This is a genomic window from Tumebacillus lacus, from assembly GCF_026410385.1.
Classification (GTDB): domain Bacteria; phylum Bacillota; class Bacilli; order Tumebacillales; family Tumebacillaceae; genus Tumebacillus; species Tumebacillus lacus.
Window position 1 is genome coordinate 159,633 of the sequence record NZ_JAPMLT010000002.1, and the last position, 15,148, is coordinate 174,780.

Consider the following 15,148-nt stretch of genomic DNA (forward strand, 5'->3'; position numbering starts at 1 on the left):
CTCACCCCCGCTCCCATCTGTACCCGACACCCCACACCGTCGCCACAAAAGCGGCGGCCGGATCGACCGCGCCGAGTTTGGCCCGGATCTTTTTCACATGCTCCGTCACTGTGCTCGCATCCCCGACCGCATCCAACCCCCAGACGCGGTCATAGATATCCTCCTTCGAAAACACCTGCCCTGGATGCAACGCCAACAGCTCGACGATGGCAAACTCCCTCGCCGTCAGCACCACCTCCCGACCCTGCAACCGCACCGCATGACCTTGCACATCGATCTCCAATCCGCCGTAGCGCAGCACCGTCCGCTCCGCTCCCTGCCCGCGCTTTTCCCGCCGCAGATGGGCTGCGATCCGCGCCTTGAGCTCGACCAGCGAAAACGGCTTGCCGATATAGTCATCCCCGCCCAAGGCCAGCCCCTTCACCCGGTCGGTCTCACTCTGGCGCGCGCTCAAAAATAAAATCGGACACGCCACCCGCTCGCGAATCGCCTGGCAGACCTCATACCCGTCCTTCCCCGGCATCATCACATCGAGCACGATCAGATCCGGCTGCCTCTCCGCCATCGCGACCGCCTGCTCGCCGTCGAACGCCGTCCAGACCTGATACCCTTCGTCCTCCAGCGCATCGGCAATCAAACTCACGATCTCTTCCTCATCATCCGCGATCAAAATCGTCTCTCGCACCGCACTGTCACCCGCTTTCACTCTTTCCAATCACCTTAACACAATTCCCGCTTTTTCCACATCACCCACGATGCCCCAAACGACAACACCATCACCGAGCCGAGCGCCATCGCGAACACCCCGGCCCCGTTTCCCGACAGCACCTGAAACACCGCCTCCCCGCCCAGCAGGAAAAAGCGCAGATGCTCCGACACATACAGCATCCCGACATAGCTCCCGACCAGTCCGGCATAGGCCAGCACCGTGCTCGGCACGAGCAGGCAGATCAGCGTGCACAGTCCCATCGCCGCCACCGCGATCAGATAAAACACCCCGTAGTACGCCAGCACATCGCCAAACGACGCCAACCCTGCCGCACTCGCTGCAGCAGCCCGCTCCGTCAGTGCCCCGCCATCGCCGAGCCACGTCTGCCCCGCGATCACTCCGACCGCCAACACCACCGCGAGCAACATCGCAACCCACACAGCCAACGCCACCCATTTCGCGAGCAACAGCGCCCCGCGCCCATGCGGCCGCAGCAAAACCATCCGATACGCCCCCTGCACCCGCTCTCCGGCAAGCGCATCGACAAACAACATCGGTGCCGCCACCAGCATCAGCACAAACGACGTCTCCTTCAACAAAAACGCGGGGAAATTCCACGCATCGAGCCGCACCTCCGTCCCCGCATTCACAAATCCCACCCCAAACCGGCTCAACCACATCGCCGCGAGCACACTCACGGCTGCAAATAAAACGAGCGTCACCACCGTCTTCTTTCTGGCCCACATCCGTTCCCACTCGCTCACAAACAACTCAAACATCCAGACCCCTCCTCTTCACAAACCACAGATAACCCACCGTCAAACACACCGCCACATAACAGACCATCACCCCGAGATTCCACCTCATCATCGGCCGCCCGTCTGCCAACATCGCCGCAATCCCCTGATGCTGAATGTGCGTTATCGACAGGGATTGCACCTGCGCCCCAAACATCCTCGCGGCCACCGGCCAGCCAAACGACAGCAGCAACCATCCGATCCCCATCCCGACCGCCGCCGTCGCCGTCTGCGCCATCACAGCCAGCAACAGCATCACGCTCGCCATCGCGACCACCGTCAGCCCGGCGAGGCCGTAATAAGCCAATCCGTACCGCACTGCCTCGCCCCCTGCAAAAGCCCCTTCCCGATAAAACAACCCCACCGTCTCCGTCCGCTCAAACAGCCACCACCCGATCCCCCAGCACTCGAGATAAAAAGCCCCCAAAAACACCCCCACCGCCGCCAACACCACCGTCCACTTCGCCCAGAACAGCTCCGCAAACGTCACCGCCCGCAGCAGCAAAAACCTCAACTGCCCCGACCTTGCCTCCTCTGTCACAGCCGCAGCGAGCAGAACGACGACGAGCAGATTGAACACCGTCATCAGGTGCTCCGCCAACGCCAGCACTGGGAAATTCCACACCGTCGCATACTCCGGCATCCCCGGCGACAAGGCGCCGTTTTGCTCCAAGCAATACCTTGCAGCCGCATACACCAACACCGGCATCATCAAAAACATCCCCCACGTCCGCTTTCGGCTCCACAATCGCAGCCACTCGCTCATCCACAGCCCCTTCATCCGCGCACCAACTCCACAAACGCATCCTCCAGCCGTCCGTCCGCTCCGGCCCGCAAAACCAATTCCCGCGTCTCGCCCTGCCAGAGCAGTTTGCCCTCGCGGATCACGACCAGCCGCGAGCAGATCTGCTGCAATTCATCAAGCAGATGGCTCGACACAAAAAACGTCAATCCAAACTGATCCCGGAGCGACAAAATCAACTCCCGCAACTCCCTCATCCCCAGCGGATCGAGACCGTTGGCCGGCTCATCCAAAATCACCACCTCCGGCCGCCCCAGCAACGCCTGCGCGATCCCAAGCCGCTGCTTCATCCCGAGCGAATACGTCCCGACCTTGTCATCTCCGCGTCCCGCGAGCCCGACCAGCGACAGCACGTCCTTCACCCGCTCTTCCCTCGCCCGCTTCCCTTTCAACTCCGGGTGCAACCGCGCCAGATTGAGCAGATTCTTCCGCCCCGACAGATACGGGAAAAACACCGGCGACTCCACCATCGCCCCGATTTTGCCCAACGCCGTCTTTCGTTCCTTTTGCACGTTCACCCCGGCGATCCGCAGTTCCCCGCTCGTCGGCACGATCAACCCGGTCAACAGCCGGATCAACGTCGTCTTCCCCGCCCCGTTCGGCCCGAGGAACCCGCAGATCTCCCCTTTTTTCACCGCAAAACTCACATCATCCACCAGCGTGCGGCCGCGCACCTTCTTGGTCACACCGATCACTTCGAGCACAGATTCTGTCATCGTGCATCCCTCCCTTGCCTTCATCCTAAACCGCATTTCTAAAGACTTTCTAAAGCGGGCATGTTAACAAGAGACTTTTTTCCACGACAGGGAGGACACAGACGATGACCACCGAGAAAAATCCGGCTCAGCCGCAGAAACAGACGCTGCCGCCGCAGACGCAACATCGCCGTCCCGGCATCCAGTCGGAGATGAAGCCGCTTCCGGAGACGATCCATCCGGGCTACCAAGCGGCGGGCAAACTGACCGACAAAGTCGCGCTGATCACCGGCGGCGACTCCGGCATCGGCCGCGCCGTCGCCGTGCTCTACGCCAAAGAAGGCGCCGACGTCGCCATCGCCTACCTGTGCGAAGACGACGATGCCGCCGAAACGCAACGCCTCGTCGAAGCGGAAGGCCGCGACTGCCTGCTTTTGCGCGGGGACATCGGGCAGGAAGCGCATTGCAAACAGATCATCGACGAGACGTTGCAGACGTTCGGCCGCCTTGACATCCTCGTCAACAACGCCGCCGAACAGCACCCGCAAAAAAGCATCGCCGACATCACGTCCGAGCAGTTCGAGCGCACCTTCCGCACCAACATCTTCTCCTTCTTCTACCTGACCCGCGCCGCTCTGCCGCACCTGAAGCCTGGCAGCGCCGTTATCAACACCGCGTCGGTCACCGCCTACCACGGGCACAAAGAACTGCTCGACTACTCCTCCACCAAAGGAGCGGTCGTCACCTTCACCCGCTCGCTGGCGTTGCAACTGGTCGAGCAGGGCATCCGCGTCAACGCCGTCGCCCCCGGTCCGATCTGGACGCCGCTGATCCCGTCGACCTTCACCGCGGAACAGGTCGCCCAGTTTGGCACCACCACCCCGATGAAACGCGCCGGTCAACCGTCCGAAGTCGCCCCGGCCTACGTCTACCTCGCCGCTGCCGACTCGACGTACATGACCGGCCAAGTCCTGCACGTCAACGGCGGCGAGATCGTCAACGGGTAACGCAAAAAAACCACGGTCATCTGCACCGTGGTTTTTTCGTGATGTTTGAAAGAACTTACTCGCCCTTCTCTGCAAACTCCTTGATCCGCGACTCGATCTGATCGCGCACGCGTTGGAATACCGCCCATTTCTCCTCTTCGGTGCCGGTCGCCTTCGCCGGGTCGTCGAAGCCCCAGTGCCAGCGCGTGACGTGCGGCGGCGTGATCGGGCAGTGCTCGTCTGCGTGGCCGCAGAGCGTCACCACGTAGTCGACCGAGTTCAGCAGGGCCGGGTCGATCACATCGGACGTCTGCCCCGTGATATCGATCCCCTTCTCCGCCATCGCCTTGACCGCGTTCGGATTTAATCCGTGCGCTTCCAGTCCTGCGCTGTACACCTCATAGTTCTCGCCGAGGATCTCCTTGCCAAACCCTTCCGCGATCTGACTGCGGCACGAGTTGCCGGTGCAGAGAAAATAGATTTTTTTCTTCATCGTATACCCTCCCTCTCTTTCTTTTGTAAATTCGCCGCAACCCCATCGAAAACCTTGCTTACTTATTTCAACTCTTCCAACCCGATCAGCATCGGCGCTTCCGGCGCACAGCACATCCCCTGCACCGCCGGGTCTTCGGCCGACTCAAACTCCGAGTCCGCCTTCGTGTAAAAAATCTCCCATGCGTTGCCTTCCGGGTCATGAAACCACACCTTGTCCGACACCGCATAGCAGCACGTCGTCCCCATCTCATCGACAGGCGTCAGTCCGGCCGCTTTCAGCCGCTCCCGTGCTGCCAGCACCGCCTCCGTGCCGTCCACCTGAATCCCGAAGTGATCCAGCACGCCGCGGCCTTCGCCCTTGGAGCGCGTGACCATCGAAAAATGCAGCGGCGGTTCGCTCAGCTCAAACTTGGCATAGTTCGCTTTTACTTTCGTCGGTTCCGCTCCGAAAAAGGCTTTGTAAAAGGTCAAATTGCTCTCGAGGTCTGCTACCTTCACCGAAACGTGCATGCGCATGTGTGTGATCGCTCCCTTGTTGTTATATATACATATAACGATATTCTTATGTACTCTGTCAAGTAAACGAAAAACCTGACTCGCATGATCCTACGAGTCAGGCTTCCCTTCCTAAATTTCCGCTATACGAGTGCAGATCCCGCTGTCCGGGTGCATGTCTGCCGCTTCCACTTGAATCGTGGTGTGCGTCAGGTCGAATTCTTCCCGCAACAGGCGTTCCAGCGTGCACAGGGTCTTGTAGTGGTCGGTGCCTTCTGTCACGGCGACATGGCCGCTCATGCAGATAAATCCGGATGAGATCATCCACACGTGGAGATCATGTACGTCCTTGACTCCCGGAACAGAGAGCATTGATCGGCGCAGTCTCGCCATATCGACGCGGGCGGGGGCGACTTCGAGCAGGACGGTGACCGTCTCTTTGATAAGACGCCAGGAACTGATCAGGACGAGCAGGCCGATGAGGATGGAGATGATCGGGTCGGCGTAGTACCAGCCGGTGAACATCATGATCACCCCGGCGAGGATCGCACCGACCGAGCCGAGCGCGTCTCCGATGACGTGGAGCAGCGCGCCGCGCACGTTCAGGTTGTGGTGATGGTCGCCGCCGCGCATGAGGGCCCATGCGGAGAAGAGGTTGGCGGTCAGGCCGATGCCGGCGACGACGAGCATCCACCCGGTCTCGACCTCTTGCGGTTGGAGAAAGCGATGCAAAGCTTCCCAGAAGATATACAGCGACACGAGGGTCAGCGTCAGCCCGTTAAGCAGAGCGGCGAGCACCTCGGCCCGATAATAGCCAAACGTCCGCTGCATCGTCGCGGGCCGCTTCGTCAACCAAAGCGCCACCAAACTCAACGCCAGAGCGGCCACGTCGCTGAACATATGCGCCGCATCGGACAACAGCGCCAAACTGTTCGTCACAATCCCCCCGACGATCTCCGCCACCATGATCCCGCTCGTCACCACCAGAGCCACCGTCAGCGACTTCTGACTCCCAGAGCCGTGGTGATGATGGCCGAAGCCGTGATCATATCCGTGATCATATCCGTGATCATATCCGTGATCATATCCGTGATCGTGTCCGTGATCGTGTCCGTGATCGTGTCCGTGATCGTGTCCGTGATCGTGTCCGTGATCGTGTCCGTGATCGTGTCCGTGATCGTGTCCGTGATCGTGTCCGTGATCGTGTCCGTGATCATATTTATCGTTTCGCTCTTTCTCTCGCTCTGTCACCCATATCACTCCATGATTGAGAATCTAATATATGAACACATGCTCATATATTAGATTCTACCCGATCACCCCAAGCTGTCAATCCTTCCTGTTTTTTCCTCCAAATAAAACGACCTTCGCCCGATACCCACTCGAACGAAGGTCGACCATCTTTTGAAACGATTACTCCCCGCGCAGAGCCTGATTGACCGCCTCCGCTTGCTTCTGCTCAGGCAACTCCTGCCGCGGCAACAACTCCACCGCCTTGCCCAATCGGTCAGCCACCTCAGCCAGCACCTGCTCATCCTTCGGGTCCTGCGGCTTGTTGTAAATCAAATCACTCAGCACCTTGTTGGTCACGCGCTCGGCATCACCCACCAAATTCAGCACGCTCCCATCGTCGATCTTGCGCTCCGACAGCAAGGGGGCCACCGCCTTGAAATTCTCCAAAGCGACCAACAGATGACGATCCGCCTCTTTCAGCCGATTCATACGGTCCGCCCCCTCTGCGTGCCTGCCTTCCAACTCCGACAGACCCGCGTCCAAGAAATATACAGCCGCTTGATACTGTTGACGTTCTTGAGTATTAATATCCGCCTCTTCGCGAATCACCATCGTCAACAGCACGCCCAATCCGATATTCAACAGCACCGACAACCCCAACGCGATCCGTCCATTCAAAATGCCTCCCTCCCTCCTGTTTCCATCTTCTACAGATAAGAGTATCAATACAGCCCCCTCCCTGCAAGAAATGAATCACTTAACTTTAAAATACCATTCACCCCTCTATGTTCAAACGAGGTCACCCCCGAAGCGCTCGCAGCGCATGGCAAACAGATCATCGACGAGACGTTGCAGACGTTCGGACACTTCGACCTCCTCGTCAACGGGTAAAAACGTTTCAAAGACGCGAACTGCCACCTGTACTCCACAAGTGGCAGCTCGTATTCTTTATTTAAATAAAAACAGAGAAAAGAAATGACCTTAAGCACCACGGACTTACAGTATAATGACGACAAGGCGTTCACGACCTTAGAATGTGACGAACACGAGACATCAGGAAGCTCCGTATGCAAGTTGTGTGATAAAGGAGAGCGAAAATGAAAAAACGATACGCATTGCTACTCACCGGTGCCTTGGCATTTGGTGGACTCGGTTTTTATAACAGTATTGCTCAGGAAGAAACGTACACGAATATCAAAATCGCAACCGCCAGCGCCTCTTATCAAAGGTATCAATCGATCGACGAACTGGAAGAGGAAGCCGAGCTCGTCGTAATCGGCCGTTATACGGGTGATCGGGAACTGTATTTTCGCGACGCAGATCACGGCGGCCCGGGGATTACCCTTTCCAAATCAAGCGTTGAGATCGAAAAAGTCCTGAAAGGCGACGTACAAAAGAAAAAAACGATCACTGTATTTGAAGAAGGCTATATCAAGAAAGACTACTATGTGAACACCGAAGGTTATACGTGGATGAACGAGAATGGAAAGTACTTATTGTTCCTGATTCCAAATCGGTTCAATGACACATACGTGATTGTCGGCATGCATCAGGGAAAATATGACCTGAATCTCACCAATAGAGCCGCCCCCCAAGAAGACAGCAAAGAAGCGTTTCTCGATTCGAATGTCGAGTACATGGGGCACGCTCAAGGTCTCGACGCATTTTATCAACTGAAAGAACAAGCGAAGGCCAAATACAAATTATAAAACGACATTCTCGAAAGCAGCGCCAGAAGATCAGTGCCTATGACTCGGCTTTTTTAGGTTTTCTTACAGACCTTCATTTTGGGCCTTCCTCTTTCTGCAAGACGATGATTCTGTAACTTCCCTTAAAGAGGGAAGACTCCTCATGCACAACTTGAACAGGCAACCCTGCCACGATCTCCTCGAATCGTCGGTTGATGTCAGTTCCGATAAAGGATGTGATCCTGTTCAACAGCCGTCTACCCAGCGAAGGACTCACAGAATCATGCAAAAATTTATCAAAGACGAGGATACTCCCTCCCTCTTTCACCACTCGAAGCGCTTCTTTCATCGCCTGACTCGGCGTTTCAACGACGCTGAGAATCAAGCTTAAGACCACCGTATCAAAATGTTGATCAGGAAACTCCAATTTCTCTGCATTCATCTCCATCAACTGTACCCGAGGACCGTTTGCTTTCGCAGCCGCCTTCGCCAACATTTCCGGTGATAGGTCAACCCCTGTCACATGAGCGTCCGCAGGCAGCAAAGGCAAGTCCGCTCCCGTACCCACCCCCACTAACAAGAGACGTTCGTCAGGCTGTATCTGTAACAGGTTGATCCCTCTTTTTCGTGCAATCAAAAACATGCGATTGCCCATCAACAGATCATATAACAGAGAAAGATATTTATATTTCGCGCGATTGGTTCGGTTTTTCATCCAGGATCTCCCCTCTTTAGAAAGAAATCTTCCAAGTTCTCACACTCACATGTATGTCTGAATCAGAATACCATTTTCAACCAAAGGTGATAACCCCCATGAAAATCCTGATCGCACCCGACTCGTTCAAAGGTTCGCTCTCCGCCCGCGACATCAGTGCCGCGGTGCGTCTCGGTGTTCTGCGCGTTGTCCCGGATGCGGAGATCGTCGAGATTCCGCTGGCCGACGGCGGCGAAGGCACGCTCGACAGCCTGATCCTCGCCACCGGCGGCCGTACCGTCACCCATACCGTGCGCGGCCCGCTCGGCGACCCTGTCTCCGCTTCCTACGGCGTTCTCGGCGGCACCGGCACCGCCGTCATCGAACTCGCCCAAGCATCCGGGCTCCCGCTCGTCCCGCCTGAACGCCGCGACCCGCGCCTCACCACCACGCACGGCACGGGCGAACTGATCCGCCACGCTCTCGACGCCGGTCACCGCGACTTCCTCATCGGACTGGGCGGCAGTGCCACCAACGACGGAGGCACCGGCCTGCTGCGCGCCCTTGGCATGCTCTTCCTCGATGCTGACGGCCGCCCGCTCCCGGACGGAGGCGCAGCACTTCACCGTCTCGCCAGCCTCGACACCACAGGCTTCGACCCCCGCGTCGCCATGTCCCGTTTCCGCATCGCCAGCGACGTCACCAACCCGCTCCTCGGAGCAAACGGTGCGTCCCACATCTTCGGCCTGCAAAAAGGTGCCACCCTCGCCGTCACCGCCGAACTCGATGCCGCCCTCACTCACTACGCCCGTGTCGTCCAACTTCACATCGGCCTCGACATCTCCGCACTTCCAGGCGGCGGTGCGGCAGGCGGAGTCGGCGCGGCCCTCCTCGCCTTCTTCCCGGCCCGGCTCGAATCGGGCATCGACGTGCTCCTCGACGCCGCGCGCTTCGACCGCGCCCTCCAGGGAGCCGACCTCGTCCTCACTGGCGAAGGCCGCCTCGACGCCCAGACCCTGATGGGCAAAACCATATCCGGCGTCTGCCGTCGTGCCGCCACCCGGCACGTCCCCGTCGTCGCCCTCTGCGGCTCCCTCGACCTCACCGCCGCCGACCTCGACGCCCTCGGCCTCCTTGCTGCCTTCCCCCTCGCACCCGGCCCCTGCGACCTCGACACCGCCATCCGCCTCACCGCCCCTTGGGCCGCCGACCGCACCGAACAGATCCTGCGCCTCTTTACCGGTATTCCCAAATAAAAAAGCCACGACATCGCTGTCGTGGCTCTTTCTCCTTCACGAAACTTACTTCAGGCTCGCTGCCAGGTCTTTCGCCTGTGCCATCGCCTTTTGCTTGATTGCGTCCGCTTGATCCGGGAACGCTGCATGACCTTCGATCGCCACCGAGTGGTAGTCGGTGATGCCGACGAACGCGTTTACCGCACGCAGGTAGCGGTCGCCAAACTCAACGTCAGCAGCCGGGCCTTCCGAGTACACGCCGCCGCGTGCTTGGATGTGAACGGCCGTTTTGCCGGCCAGCAGACCGACCGGGCCTTCCGCGGTGTATTTGAACGTCTTGCCCGCCACGCAGATCGAGTCGATGTACGCCTTCACCAGCGGCGGGAAGGAGAAGTTCCACATCGGAGTCGCCCAGACAAACAGGTCGTGAGAAACGAATTGATCCGCCAGTTCGCCCAGACGCCCGACTTTCGCTTTTTCGCTGTCGCTGAGCGAGGCAAACTCCGCGCCGCCAGCCAGCTTGCCCCAGCCTGCAAACACTTCCGCGTCGATGTACGGCAGGTCGATGCTGTACAGGTCGAGCTCGGTGATCTCCGCGTTGGCGTTCTTCGCTTTGTACTCGTTCAGGAACTCGCGTGCGACCGATTTGCTGAACGATTGGTCTTCCGGCTTCGGATTGGCATGGATGTACAGTACTTTCGTCATTTCAAATCATCCTCTCAGTTATCGTGTGGTCATACCAGATCAATCAACATAAATTCCGCTCCCGATTCGAGAGCGCGAACGCTTATCTCTTCCACATCGGTGATCCGGGCCGCATCGCCCGTCTTCATTTGTTGCTCGCCGTTCAAGGTCAACTCGCCGGCGATCATAAACAGATGCATCTTGCGCCCCGCCGCTTGACGGTGCGTAACACCCTGCCCTGCATCCAGATCGGAGAAATAGATCGTGACATCCGAGTGAATCGGCAACGCTCCGTCCGCTCCATCGGGCGCCACCACTTTCAGCAGCGCGTTCCTCTGATCTCCTTTGGAAAACTGCTTTTGCGCATAACCGGGCGTCAACCCTTTCTGATCGGGCAGGAACCACAGCTGAAGCGAATGTACCTCTTCGTCCTGCGAATGATTGTACTCGGAGTGATACACCCCGGTGCCCGCCGTCATCGTCTGGATCTCCCCGGCGCGAACCACGCCGACGTTGCCCATGCTGTCTTTGTGCTCGAGAGCCCCTTCGATCACATAGGTCACGATCTCCATGTCGCGATGCGGGTGCATCCCAAACCCCGTGCCCGGTGCGATGATGTCGTCGTTGAGCACGCGATGCACGCCAAAGTTCAAGTTGGACGGATCATAATACTCCGCAAACGAGAACGAAAAGCGAGCGGTCAGCCACTCATGATGGGCCGTATAGCGGTCTTCCGCTTTGATCACTTTGATCATGTCTGTTTCACCTCGACTCCTCTAGTCTGTACGATCGGTGCAACTTTCTTTCTCAATCTCTATAGTAACAAAAAGTAAGCGACTTACCTCTTGATTGTATAGTACGCAATGTCACTTACTTTTGTCAAGTGACATGCGGAAAACATTCCATCAACACCTGCCCGCCGTTCGCCGCAAACCCGGCCCGCTCCAACAGACGAATCACACGCGGGTCCTTCGACGTCAGATTGAACGTCCGGCGCAAAAACGCACCGTCGTGCGGCGCATACACCTGCCCGAGCAACGCTTCCAAGATCGCCTCGCCATCCTCCCGCCCCGGTTCGGCTGCGCATTGAAACAGATGGGTCGCGGTGTGCATGCCCGCCGGGTCAATCGTCCGCCGGTACAGCGCATAGCCGACGACCGCCTCGCCGTCATACAAAAACACCGCTTCGCCGCCATATTTGACAGACCCCGCCTCCGTCTGCCAAGAAGACAATACTTCATAAAACGGCACCTGCACCGCTTCCTGCGGCAGGCGTCGCTCGGCCCGGTAGCTCCCCGCCGCAAACGGCTCCCCGTCGAACGCTCCCTCGCGTTGCAAAAAATGAAGGTGGTCGGTCACGCGATACCCGAGCGACTTATACAGCCGGATCGCCGGCACATTGTCGGACAGCGCCTCCAGCGTCGCCACCTGTACGCCTTCCTCACGATACAAGTCCATCAACGCCAGCATCATCTGCCGCCCGACGCCCCGCTGCCGGTAGTCCGGCGCGACGCCTGTGCCGCCGTTCCACGCCACCTTTTTCCCGCCGATCTCGCGGATCCCGCTGCAGATGATCCCGACCGGCACCTCGCCGTCGTACGCCAGCACCGACCCGTTCGGCGACATCCCCTCCTGCCCCATCCGCCCCACAAACATCTCCATCGTAAACTCCATCTGATGCTTGTAGCCGATAAAACCGTTGTTCCACGCCGTCAACGCATCTGTAAACGAGCACTCCGTCATCTTGCGCACCGTGATCATACCCATACCCCTCCTCGTTCATTTATCGTGCAAAATCCCTCGATATCGGTTACTCTTAAAACGTAAACGAAATGGAGGAACGGACACATCCATGCCAAAAGTATCTGACGCCTACAAAGAGGAAAAGCGAGCCGCACTGCTCGACGCTGCCCTGTACTGCTTTGCAAACAGAGGGTACGAGGCCACCACCATCGACGACATCGTGCGTCACGCCAAAGTCAGCAAAGGCGCGATCTACAACTATTTCAAAAGCAAGGAAGAAATCTTCCTCACCATCTTAGAGAGCCGCAACGACAATTTTTTCCTTGATATCCGCGCCCATTTCCACGCCTGCCCCGACGCCACATCCAAACTGCGCCATCTGCTCGGCCGACTGCGCTCTCTGCCGATCGACCCGGACCGCCGCCGCTGGGGGCTCGTGCACGTCGAGTTCTGGCTGTACGCATCCCGGCAACCGGAGCTCGAAGCGATGATCGAGCGCCAATACGGCACGTTCATCGACCTCTACCAAGAGATCCTGCTCGAAGGCAAAGCGAGCGGCGAGTTTCGCCCGGACCTCGACGTCGCGGCCGCCTCTTCCCTGCTCCTCGCCCTGCGCGACGGGGTCAACCTGCACCTCTACCTGATCTCCAAAAACCACCCGTTCGAGACCGCGATGGCGGAGATGGAAGACATGCTCCTGCGTTATCTGAAAAACTGAATCGTCGGACGATTCTCTTTTGAAAAAAGGTTGGTGCCGCATGGGTCACCAACCTTTCTTTCGTTTTCGTTACGCTTCGAACAGCCCTTCCACCGTTTTTGCATCCAGTTTTTGAATCACGGCTGCCAGCAACTGCGACGCCAGTTCAAAGTCGCGGCGCGCCATCACCGCCGTATGCGTGTGGATGTAGCGGGTGGCAAACCCGATCACCATCGACGGACAGCCGATCCCGTTGATGTGGAAGCGGCCCGCATCGGTGCCGCCGCCCGGCAGAGACTCATACTGCACCGGGATGCCGAGCTCCTCCGCCGTGTCGAGCACCAGATCGCGCAGGCCGACGTGCGGCACCATCGTCGCGTCAAAGATAAACAAGAGCGGCCCGTCGCCGATATGATTCGTCACCCGGTCCGGCTCAAATCCAGGCGTATCCACCGCGAGGCCGACGTCCACCGCAAACGCGATGTCCGGCTGGACAAGGTTGGCGACGGTCGTCGCACCGCGCAGGCCGATCTCCTCCTGCACCGTTGCGCCCGCGTATACCGTGTTCGGGTGCGCCTGCCCTTGCAGCCGTTTCAGCACGTCGATCGAGAGCGCGCAGCCTGCGCGGTTGTCGAGCGCCTTGCCCGCCCACAGGTCACCGCCGCGCATCGTCAGAAACTCGGCCACCGGCACGATCGGATCGCCCGGACGCACGCCCATCTCCTCCGCCTCTTCCTTGCTCGCCGCCCCGATGTCGATAAACATCTCCTGAATCGGCAGCACCTTCTCGCGCTCCGCCGGCGTCAACAGATGCGGCGGCTTCACTCCTCCGATCAATCCGATATAGTCGCCTTTGCGCGTCTTCACCTTGACACGGTGCGCCTGCATCACCGGCGAGAACCACCCGCCGAGCGTCTGAAACCGCAGGAAACCGCCTTTCGTGATCGACGTGACCATAAATCCGACCTCGTCCATATGCCCGGCCACCAACACGCGCGGACCGTTCGCATCGCCCGTCTTCTTCCCGAGAATGCTGCCGAGGCGATCCTTGACGATCTCATCAGACAGCGGCGTCAGATAGCCCGCCATCTTCGCCCTCACTTCCTTCTCAAAACCGGGCACACCGTCCGCTTCCGACAGATCGCGCATCAACTTTTCCAACTCAGCCATCCCTTACAACCCCCATTCGGATTCAAATCCCGCAGAAAACTGACCAGTTGGTCTTTTATATTCCGATTATGTCATACAATTCCAATTTCTTCAACACGTAAAATCGCGATCACCGATCCACCTTCGCAAACCCCATCGTCTGCACATACACAAACCCCAGACTTTCATACAACCGCCGGGCCGACTCGTTCACATCGACCACCCCGAGATGCACCGGGGAGATGCCGCGCTCGATCATCCGGTTGACCGTGTACTGGACGATCTGCTTGCCGTAGCCGCGCCCCTGCTCGTCCGCGCACACAAACACACTGTTGATCTCAAATTCATTTTCCACCAAAGCTGACCCGACAAATCGTCCTTCGTCAAAAAACAGATAAATATTTTCCGCATCTTCAAGGCGAGACGCATGCTCCTTGTCGAGCCGCTCCTTTGACGCATCGGCCAACCGGTGAGGACGCGCGTCGATCTCCGTCCGAAGCCACGCAAACGCCTCGCTCCAATGCCGCATATACAGGTCTCCGTCCTCCTCTCCGTACTCCCGCACCGTCAGAGCCGGTTCCGGAAACATCTCGCCGTCATAGCGCATCTTGTACTCGTCAAACCACCGGCCGAGCCCGCGCTTCTCATAAAAATCATTCGCGTATCGCCCGTCCTGCCTCGCCATCGCAAACACCCGTCCCGGATCGAGCGGCCGATACGCCGCTTGCATCGCCGTCCAAAGTTGACTCCCGATCCCTTGCCTGCGTGAAGGCTCGTCCACATAGATCCCGATCACGCACAACACGTCGTCCGTCGGCCGTCCGACCTCCAGCGTCGCCACCCCTTTGACCACGCCTTCGTCCTCATACACCAACGCTTGTTTGGCTCCTTCCAGCTTCCCCTTGATCTCCTCTTCCGCCATGATCACCCCGCGCCCGATCATCGCCACCAGCGCCGGGATCTCCTCGTTCCGCAATTCGCGGATCATTTTTTTACCTCCTCTTAAAAAAGAAATTCGACTACAATCTCATTTGATCGTAGTCGAA

20 protein-coding genes are annotated in these 15,148 nt (G+C 58.3%); 4 read left to right on the top strand and 16 right to left on the bottom strand.

Annotation, left to right across the window (positions count from 1 at the left end; all coding sequences use genetic code 11):
* Position 1: 1 nt before the first annotated feature.
* The 4 genes from OS242_RS05170 to OS242_RS05185 are packed head-to-tail and all read right to left on the bottom strand — an operon-like array spanning position 2 to position 3,024.
* Positions 2-706: a response regulator transcription factor gene (locus tag OS242_RS05170; RefSeq protein ID WP_267150588.1), complete on the bottom strand. Its 705-nt coding sequence runs from the start codon at positions 704-706 to the stop codon at positions 2-4.
* A 14-nt stretch (positions 707-720) separates the two neighbouring features.
* Positions 721-1,488: an ABC transporter permease gene (locus OS242_RS05175; protein ID WP_267150589.1), complete on the bottom strand. Its 768-nt coding sequence runs from the start codon at positions 1,486-1,488 to the stop codon at positions 721-723.
* Entirely contained in the window at positions 1,481-2,287 is an 807-nt protein-coding gene (locus tag OS242_RS05180) for an ABC transporter permease subunit (protein WP_267150590.1), read from the bottom strand. The genes OS242_RS05175 and OS242_RS05180 overlap by 8 nt, the downstream gene beginning before the upstream one ends.
* Complete coding sequence (locus OS242_RS05185) at positions 2,284-3,024, bottom strand: ABC transporter ATP-binding protein (RefSeq protein WP_267150591.1); 741 nt, start codon at positions 3,022-3,024, stop codon at positions 2,284-2,286. The genes OS242_RS05180 and OS242_RS05185 overlap by 4 nt, the downstream gene beginning before the upstream one ends.
* Positions 3,025-3,128: 104 nt before the next feature.
* Here OS242_RS05185 and OS242_RS05190 point away from each other — a divergent pair, with 104 nt between their 5' ends.
* Positions 3,129-4,010: an SDR family oxidoreductase gene (locus OS242_RS05190; RefSeq protein ID WP_267150592.1), complete on the top strand. Its 882-nt coding sequence runs from the start codon at positions 3,129-3,131 to the stop codon at positions 4,008-4,010.
* A gap of 55 nt (positions 4,011-4,065) precedes the next feature.
* On the opposite strand, the gene arsC is transcribed toward OS242_RS05190, so the two are convergent.
* The 6 genes from arsC to OS242_RS05220 all read right to left on the bottom strand — a co-directional run bounded on the left by arsC (position 4,066) and on the right by OS242_RS05220 (position 7,130).
* Positions 4,066-4,482 (bottom strand): arsenate reductase (thioredoxin), encoded by a 417-nt coding sequence (gene arsC, locus OS242_RS05195; protein WP_267150593.1) that lies wholly within the window; start codon positions 4,480-4,482, stop codon positions 4,066-4,068.
* A 62-nt stretch (positions 4,483-4,544) separates the two neighbouring features.
* The gene (locus tag OS242_RS05200; RefSeq protein WP_267150594.1) at positions 4,545-5,000 is read right to left on the bottom strand and encodes an ArsI/CadI family heavy metal resistance metalloenzyme; all 456 of its coding nucleotides are present in this window, start codon (positions 4,998-5,000) and stop codon (positions 4,545-4,547) included.
* Positions 5,001-5,111: 111 nt separating this feature from the next.
* Entirely contained in the window at positions 5,112-5,972 is an 861-nt protein-coding gene (locus OS242_RS05205) for a cation diffusion facilitator family transporter (RefSeq protein WP_267150595.1), read from the bottom strand.
* Positions 5,973-5,974: 2 nt separating this feature from the next.
* The gene (locus tag OS242_RS05210; RefSeq protein ID WP_267150596.1) at positions 5,975-6,196 is read right to left on the bottom strand and encodes a hypothetical protein; all 222 of its coding nucleotides are present in this window, start codon (positions 6,194-6,196) and stop codon (positions 5,975-5,977) included.
* A 196-nt stretch (positions 6,197-6,392) separates the two neighbouring features.
* Positions 6,393-6,890 (bottom strand): hypothetical protein, encoded by a 498-nt coding sequence (locus OS242_RS05215; RefSeq protein WP_267150597.1) that lies wholly within the window; start codon positions 6,888-6,890, stop codon positions 6,393-6,395.
* A 111-nt stretch (positions 6,891-7,001) separates the two neighbouring features.
* Positions 7,002-7,130 carry a hypothetical protein gene (locus tag OS242_RS05220; protein ID WP_267150598.1) on the bottom strand — a complete coding sequence of 43 codons (129 nt, stop codon included), beginning with the start codon at positions 7,128-7,130 and terminating at the stop codon, positions 7,002-7,004.
* A gap of 179 nt (positions 7,131-7,309) precedes the next feature.
* Here OS242_RS05220 and OS242_RS05225 point away from each other — a divergent pair, with 179 nt between their 5' ends.
* Positions 7,310-7,921, top strand: a complete 612-nt coding sequence (locus OS242_RS05225; RefSeq protein WP_267150599.1) for a hypothetical protein — start codon at positions 7,310-7,312, stop codon at positions 7,919-7,921.
* A 73-nt stretch (positions 7,922-7,994) separates the two neighbouring features.
* Here OS242_RS05225 and OS242_RS05230 read toward each other — a convergent pair whose 3' ends face one another.
* A complete protein-coding gene (locus OS242_RS05230; protein ID WP_267150600.1) occupies positions 7,995-8,615 on the bottom strand; it encodes a class I SAM-dependent methyltransferase in 621 nt (206 codons plus the stop codon).
* Positions 8,616-8,713: 98 nt separating this feature from the next.
* On the opposite strand from OS242_RS05230, the gene OS242_RS05235 reads away from it, so the two are divergent.
* Positions 8,714-9,850, top strand: coding sequence for a glycerate kinase (locus OS242_RS05235; protein ID WP_267150601.1), 1,137 nt, complete (start codon positions 8,714-8,716; stop codon positions 9,848-9,850).
* A gap of 45 nt (positions 9,851-9,895) precedes the next feature.
* On the opposite strand, the gene OS242_RS05240 is transcribed toward OS242_RS05235, so the two are convergent.
* The 3 genes from OS242_RS05240 to OS242_RS05250 all read right to left on the bottom strand — a co-directional run bounded on the left by OS242_RS05240 (position 9,896) and on the right by OS242_RS05250 (position 12,274).
* The gene (locus OS242_RS05240; protein WP_267150602.1) at positions 9,896-10,534 is read right to left on the bottom strand and encodes an FMN-dependent NADH-azoreductase; all 639 of its coding nucleotides are present in this window, start codon (positions 10,532-10,534) and stop codon (positions 9,896-9,898) included.
* 29 nt (positions 10,535-10,563) lie between these two features.
* Positions 10,564-11,268 (bottom strand): pirin family protein, encoded by a 705-nt coding sequence (locus OS242_RS05245; protein WP_267150603.1) that lies wholly within the window; start codon positions 11,266-11,268, stop codon positions 10,564-10,566.
* Between the two features lie 124 nt (positions 11,269-11,392).
* On the bottom strand, positions 11,393-12,274 hold the full coding sequence (locus tag OS242_RS05250) for a GNAT family N-acetyltransferase (RefSeq protein WP_267150604.1): 882 nt from the start codon (positions 12,272-12,274) through the stop codon (positions 11,393-11,395).
* A 91-nt stretch (positions 12,275-12,365) separates the two neighbouring features.
* On the opposite strand from OS242_RS05250, the gene OS242_RS05255 reads away from it, so the two are divergent.
* The gene (locus OS242_RS05255) at positions 12,366-12,974 is read left to right on the top strand and encodes a TetR/AcrR family transcriptional regulator (RefSeq protein WP_267150605.1); all 609 of its coding nucleotides are present in this window, start codon (positions 12,366-12,368) and stop codon (positions 12,972-12,974) included.
* Between the two features lie 69 nt (positions 12,975-13,043).
* Here OS242_RS05255 and OS242_RS05260 read toward each other — a convergent pair whose 3' ends face one another.
* Positions 13,044-14,123, bottom strand: a complete 1,080-nt coding sequence (locus OS242_RS05260) for a M42 family metallopeptidase (protein ID WP_267150606.1) — start codon at positions 14,121-14,123, stop codon at positions 13,044-13,046.
* A gap of 109 nt (positions 14,124-14,232) precedes the next feature.
* Positions 14,233-15,090, bottom strand: coding sequence for a GNAT family N-acetyltransferase (locus tag OS242_RS05265; protein ID WP_267150607.1), 858 nt, complete (start codon positions 15,088-15,090; stop codon positions 14,233-14,235).
* Between the last annotated feature and the right edge of the window lie 58 nt (positions 15,091-15,148).

Excerpts from the sequence above, each read along its gene's own strand:
- OS242_RS05175 (WP_267150589.1), bottom strand. The coding sequence starts at position 1,488 with ATGTTTGAGTTGTTTGTGAGCGAGTGGGAACGGATGTGGGCCAGAAAG.
- OS242_RS05180 (WP_267150590.1), bottom strand. The coding sequence starts at position 2,287 with ATGAAGGGGCTGTGGATGAGCGAGTGGCTGCGATTGTGGAGCCGAAAG.
- OS242_RS05185 (WP_267150591.1), bottom strand. The coding sequence starts at position 3,024 with ATGACAGAATCTGTGCTCGAAGTGATCGGTGTGACCAAGAAGGTGCGC.
- OS242_RS05190 (WP_267150592.1), top strand. The coding sequence starts at position 3,129 with ATGACCACCGAGAAAAATCCGGCTCAGCCGCAGAAACAGACGCTGCCG.
- arsC (WP_267150593.1), bottom strand. The coding sequence starts at position 4,482 with ATGAAGAAAAAAATCTATTTTCTCTGCACCGGCAACTCGTGCCGCAGT.
- OS242_RS05200 (WP_267150594.1), bottom strand. The coding sequence starts at position 5,000 with ATGCGCATGCACGTTTCGGTGAAGGTAGCAGACCTCGAGAGCAATTTG.
- OS242_RS05210 (WP_267150596.1), bottom strand. The coding sequence starts at position 6,196 with ATGATCACGGACACGATCACGGACACGATCACGGACACGATCACGGAC.
- OS242_RS05225 (WP_267150599.1), top strand. The coding sequence starts at position 7,310 with ATGAAAAAACGATACGCATTGCTACTCACCGGTGCCTTGGCATTTGGT.
- OS242_RS05230 (WP_267150600.1), bottom strand. The coding sequence starts at position 8,615 with ATGAAAAACCGAACCAATCGCGCGAAATATAAATATCTTTCTCTGTTA.
- OS242_RS05235 (WP_267150601.1), top strand. The coding sequence starts at position 8,714 with ATGAAAATCCTGATCGCACCCGACTCGTTCAAAGGTTCGCTCTCCGCC.
- OS242_RS05240 (WP_267150602.1), bottom strand. The coding sequence starts at position 10,534 with ATGACGAAAGTACTGTACATCCATGCCAATCCGAAGCCGGAAGACCAA.
- OS242_RS05245 (WP_267150603.1), bottom strand. The coding sequence starts at position 11,268 with ATGATCAAAGTGATCAAAGCGGAAGACCGCTATACGGCCCATCATGAG.
- OS242_RS05250 (WP_267150604.1), bottom strand. The coding sequence starts at position 12,274 with ATGATCACGGTGCGCAAGATGACGGAGTGCTCGTTTACAGATGCGTTG.
- OS242_RS05255 (WP_267150605.1), top strand. The coding sequence starts at position 12,366 with ATGCCAAAAGTATCTGACGCCTACAAAGAGGAAAAGCGAGCCGCACTG.
- OS242_RS05260 (WP_267150606.1), bottom strand. The coding sequence starts at position 14,123 with ATGGCTGAGTTGGAAAAGTTGATGCGCGATCTGTCGGAAGCGGACGGT.
- OS242_RS05265 (WP_267150607.1), bottom strand. The coding sequence starts at position 15,090 with ATGATCCGCGAATTGCGGAACGAGGAGATCCCGGCGCTGGTGGCGATG.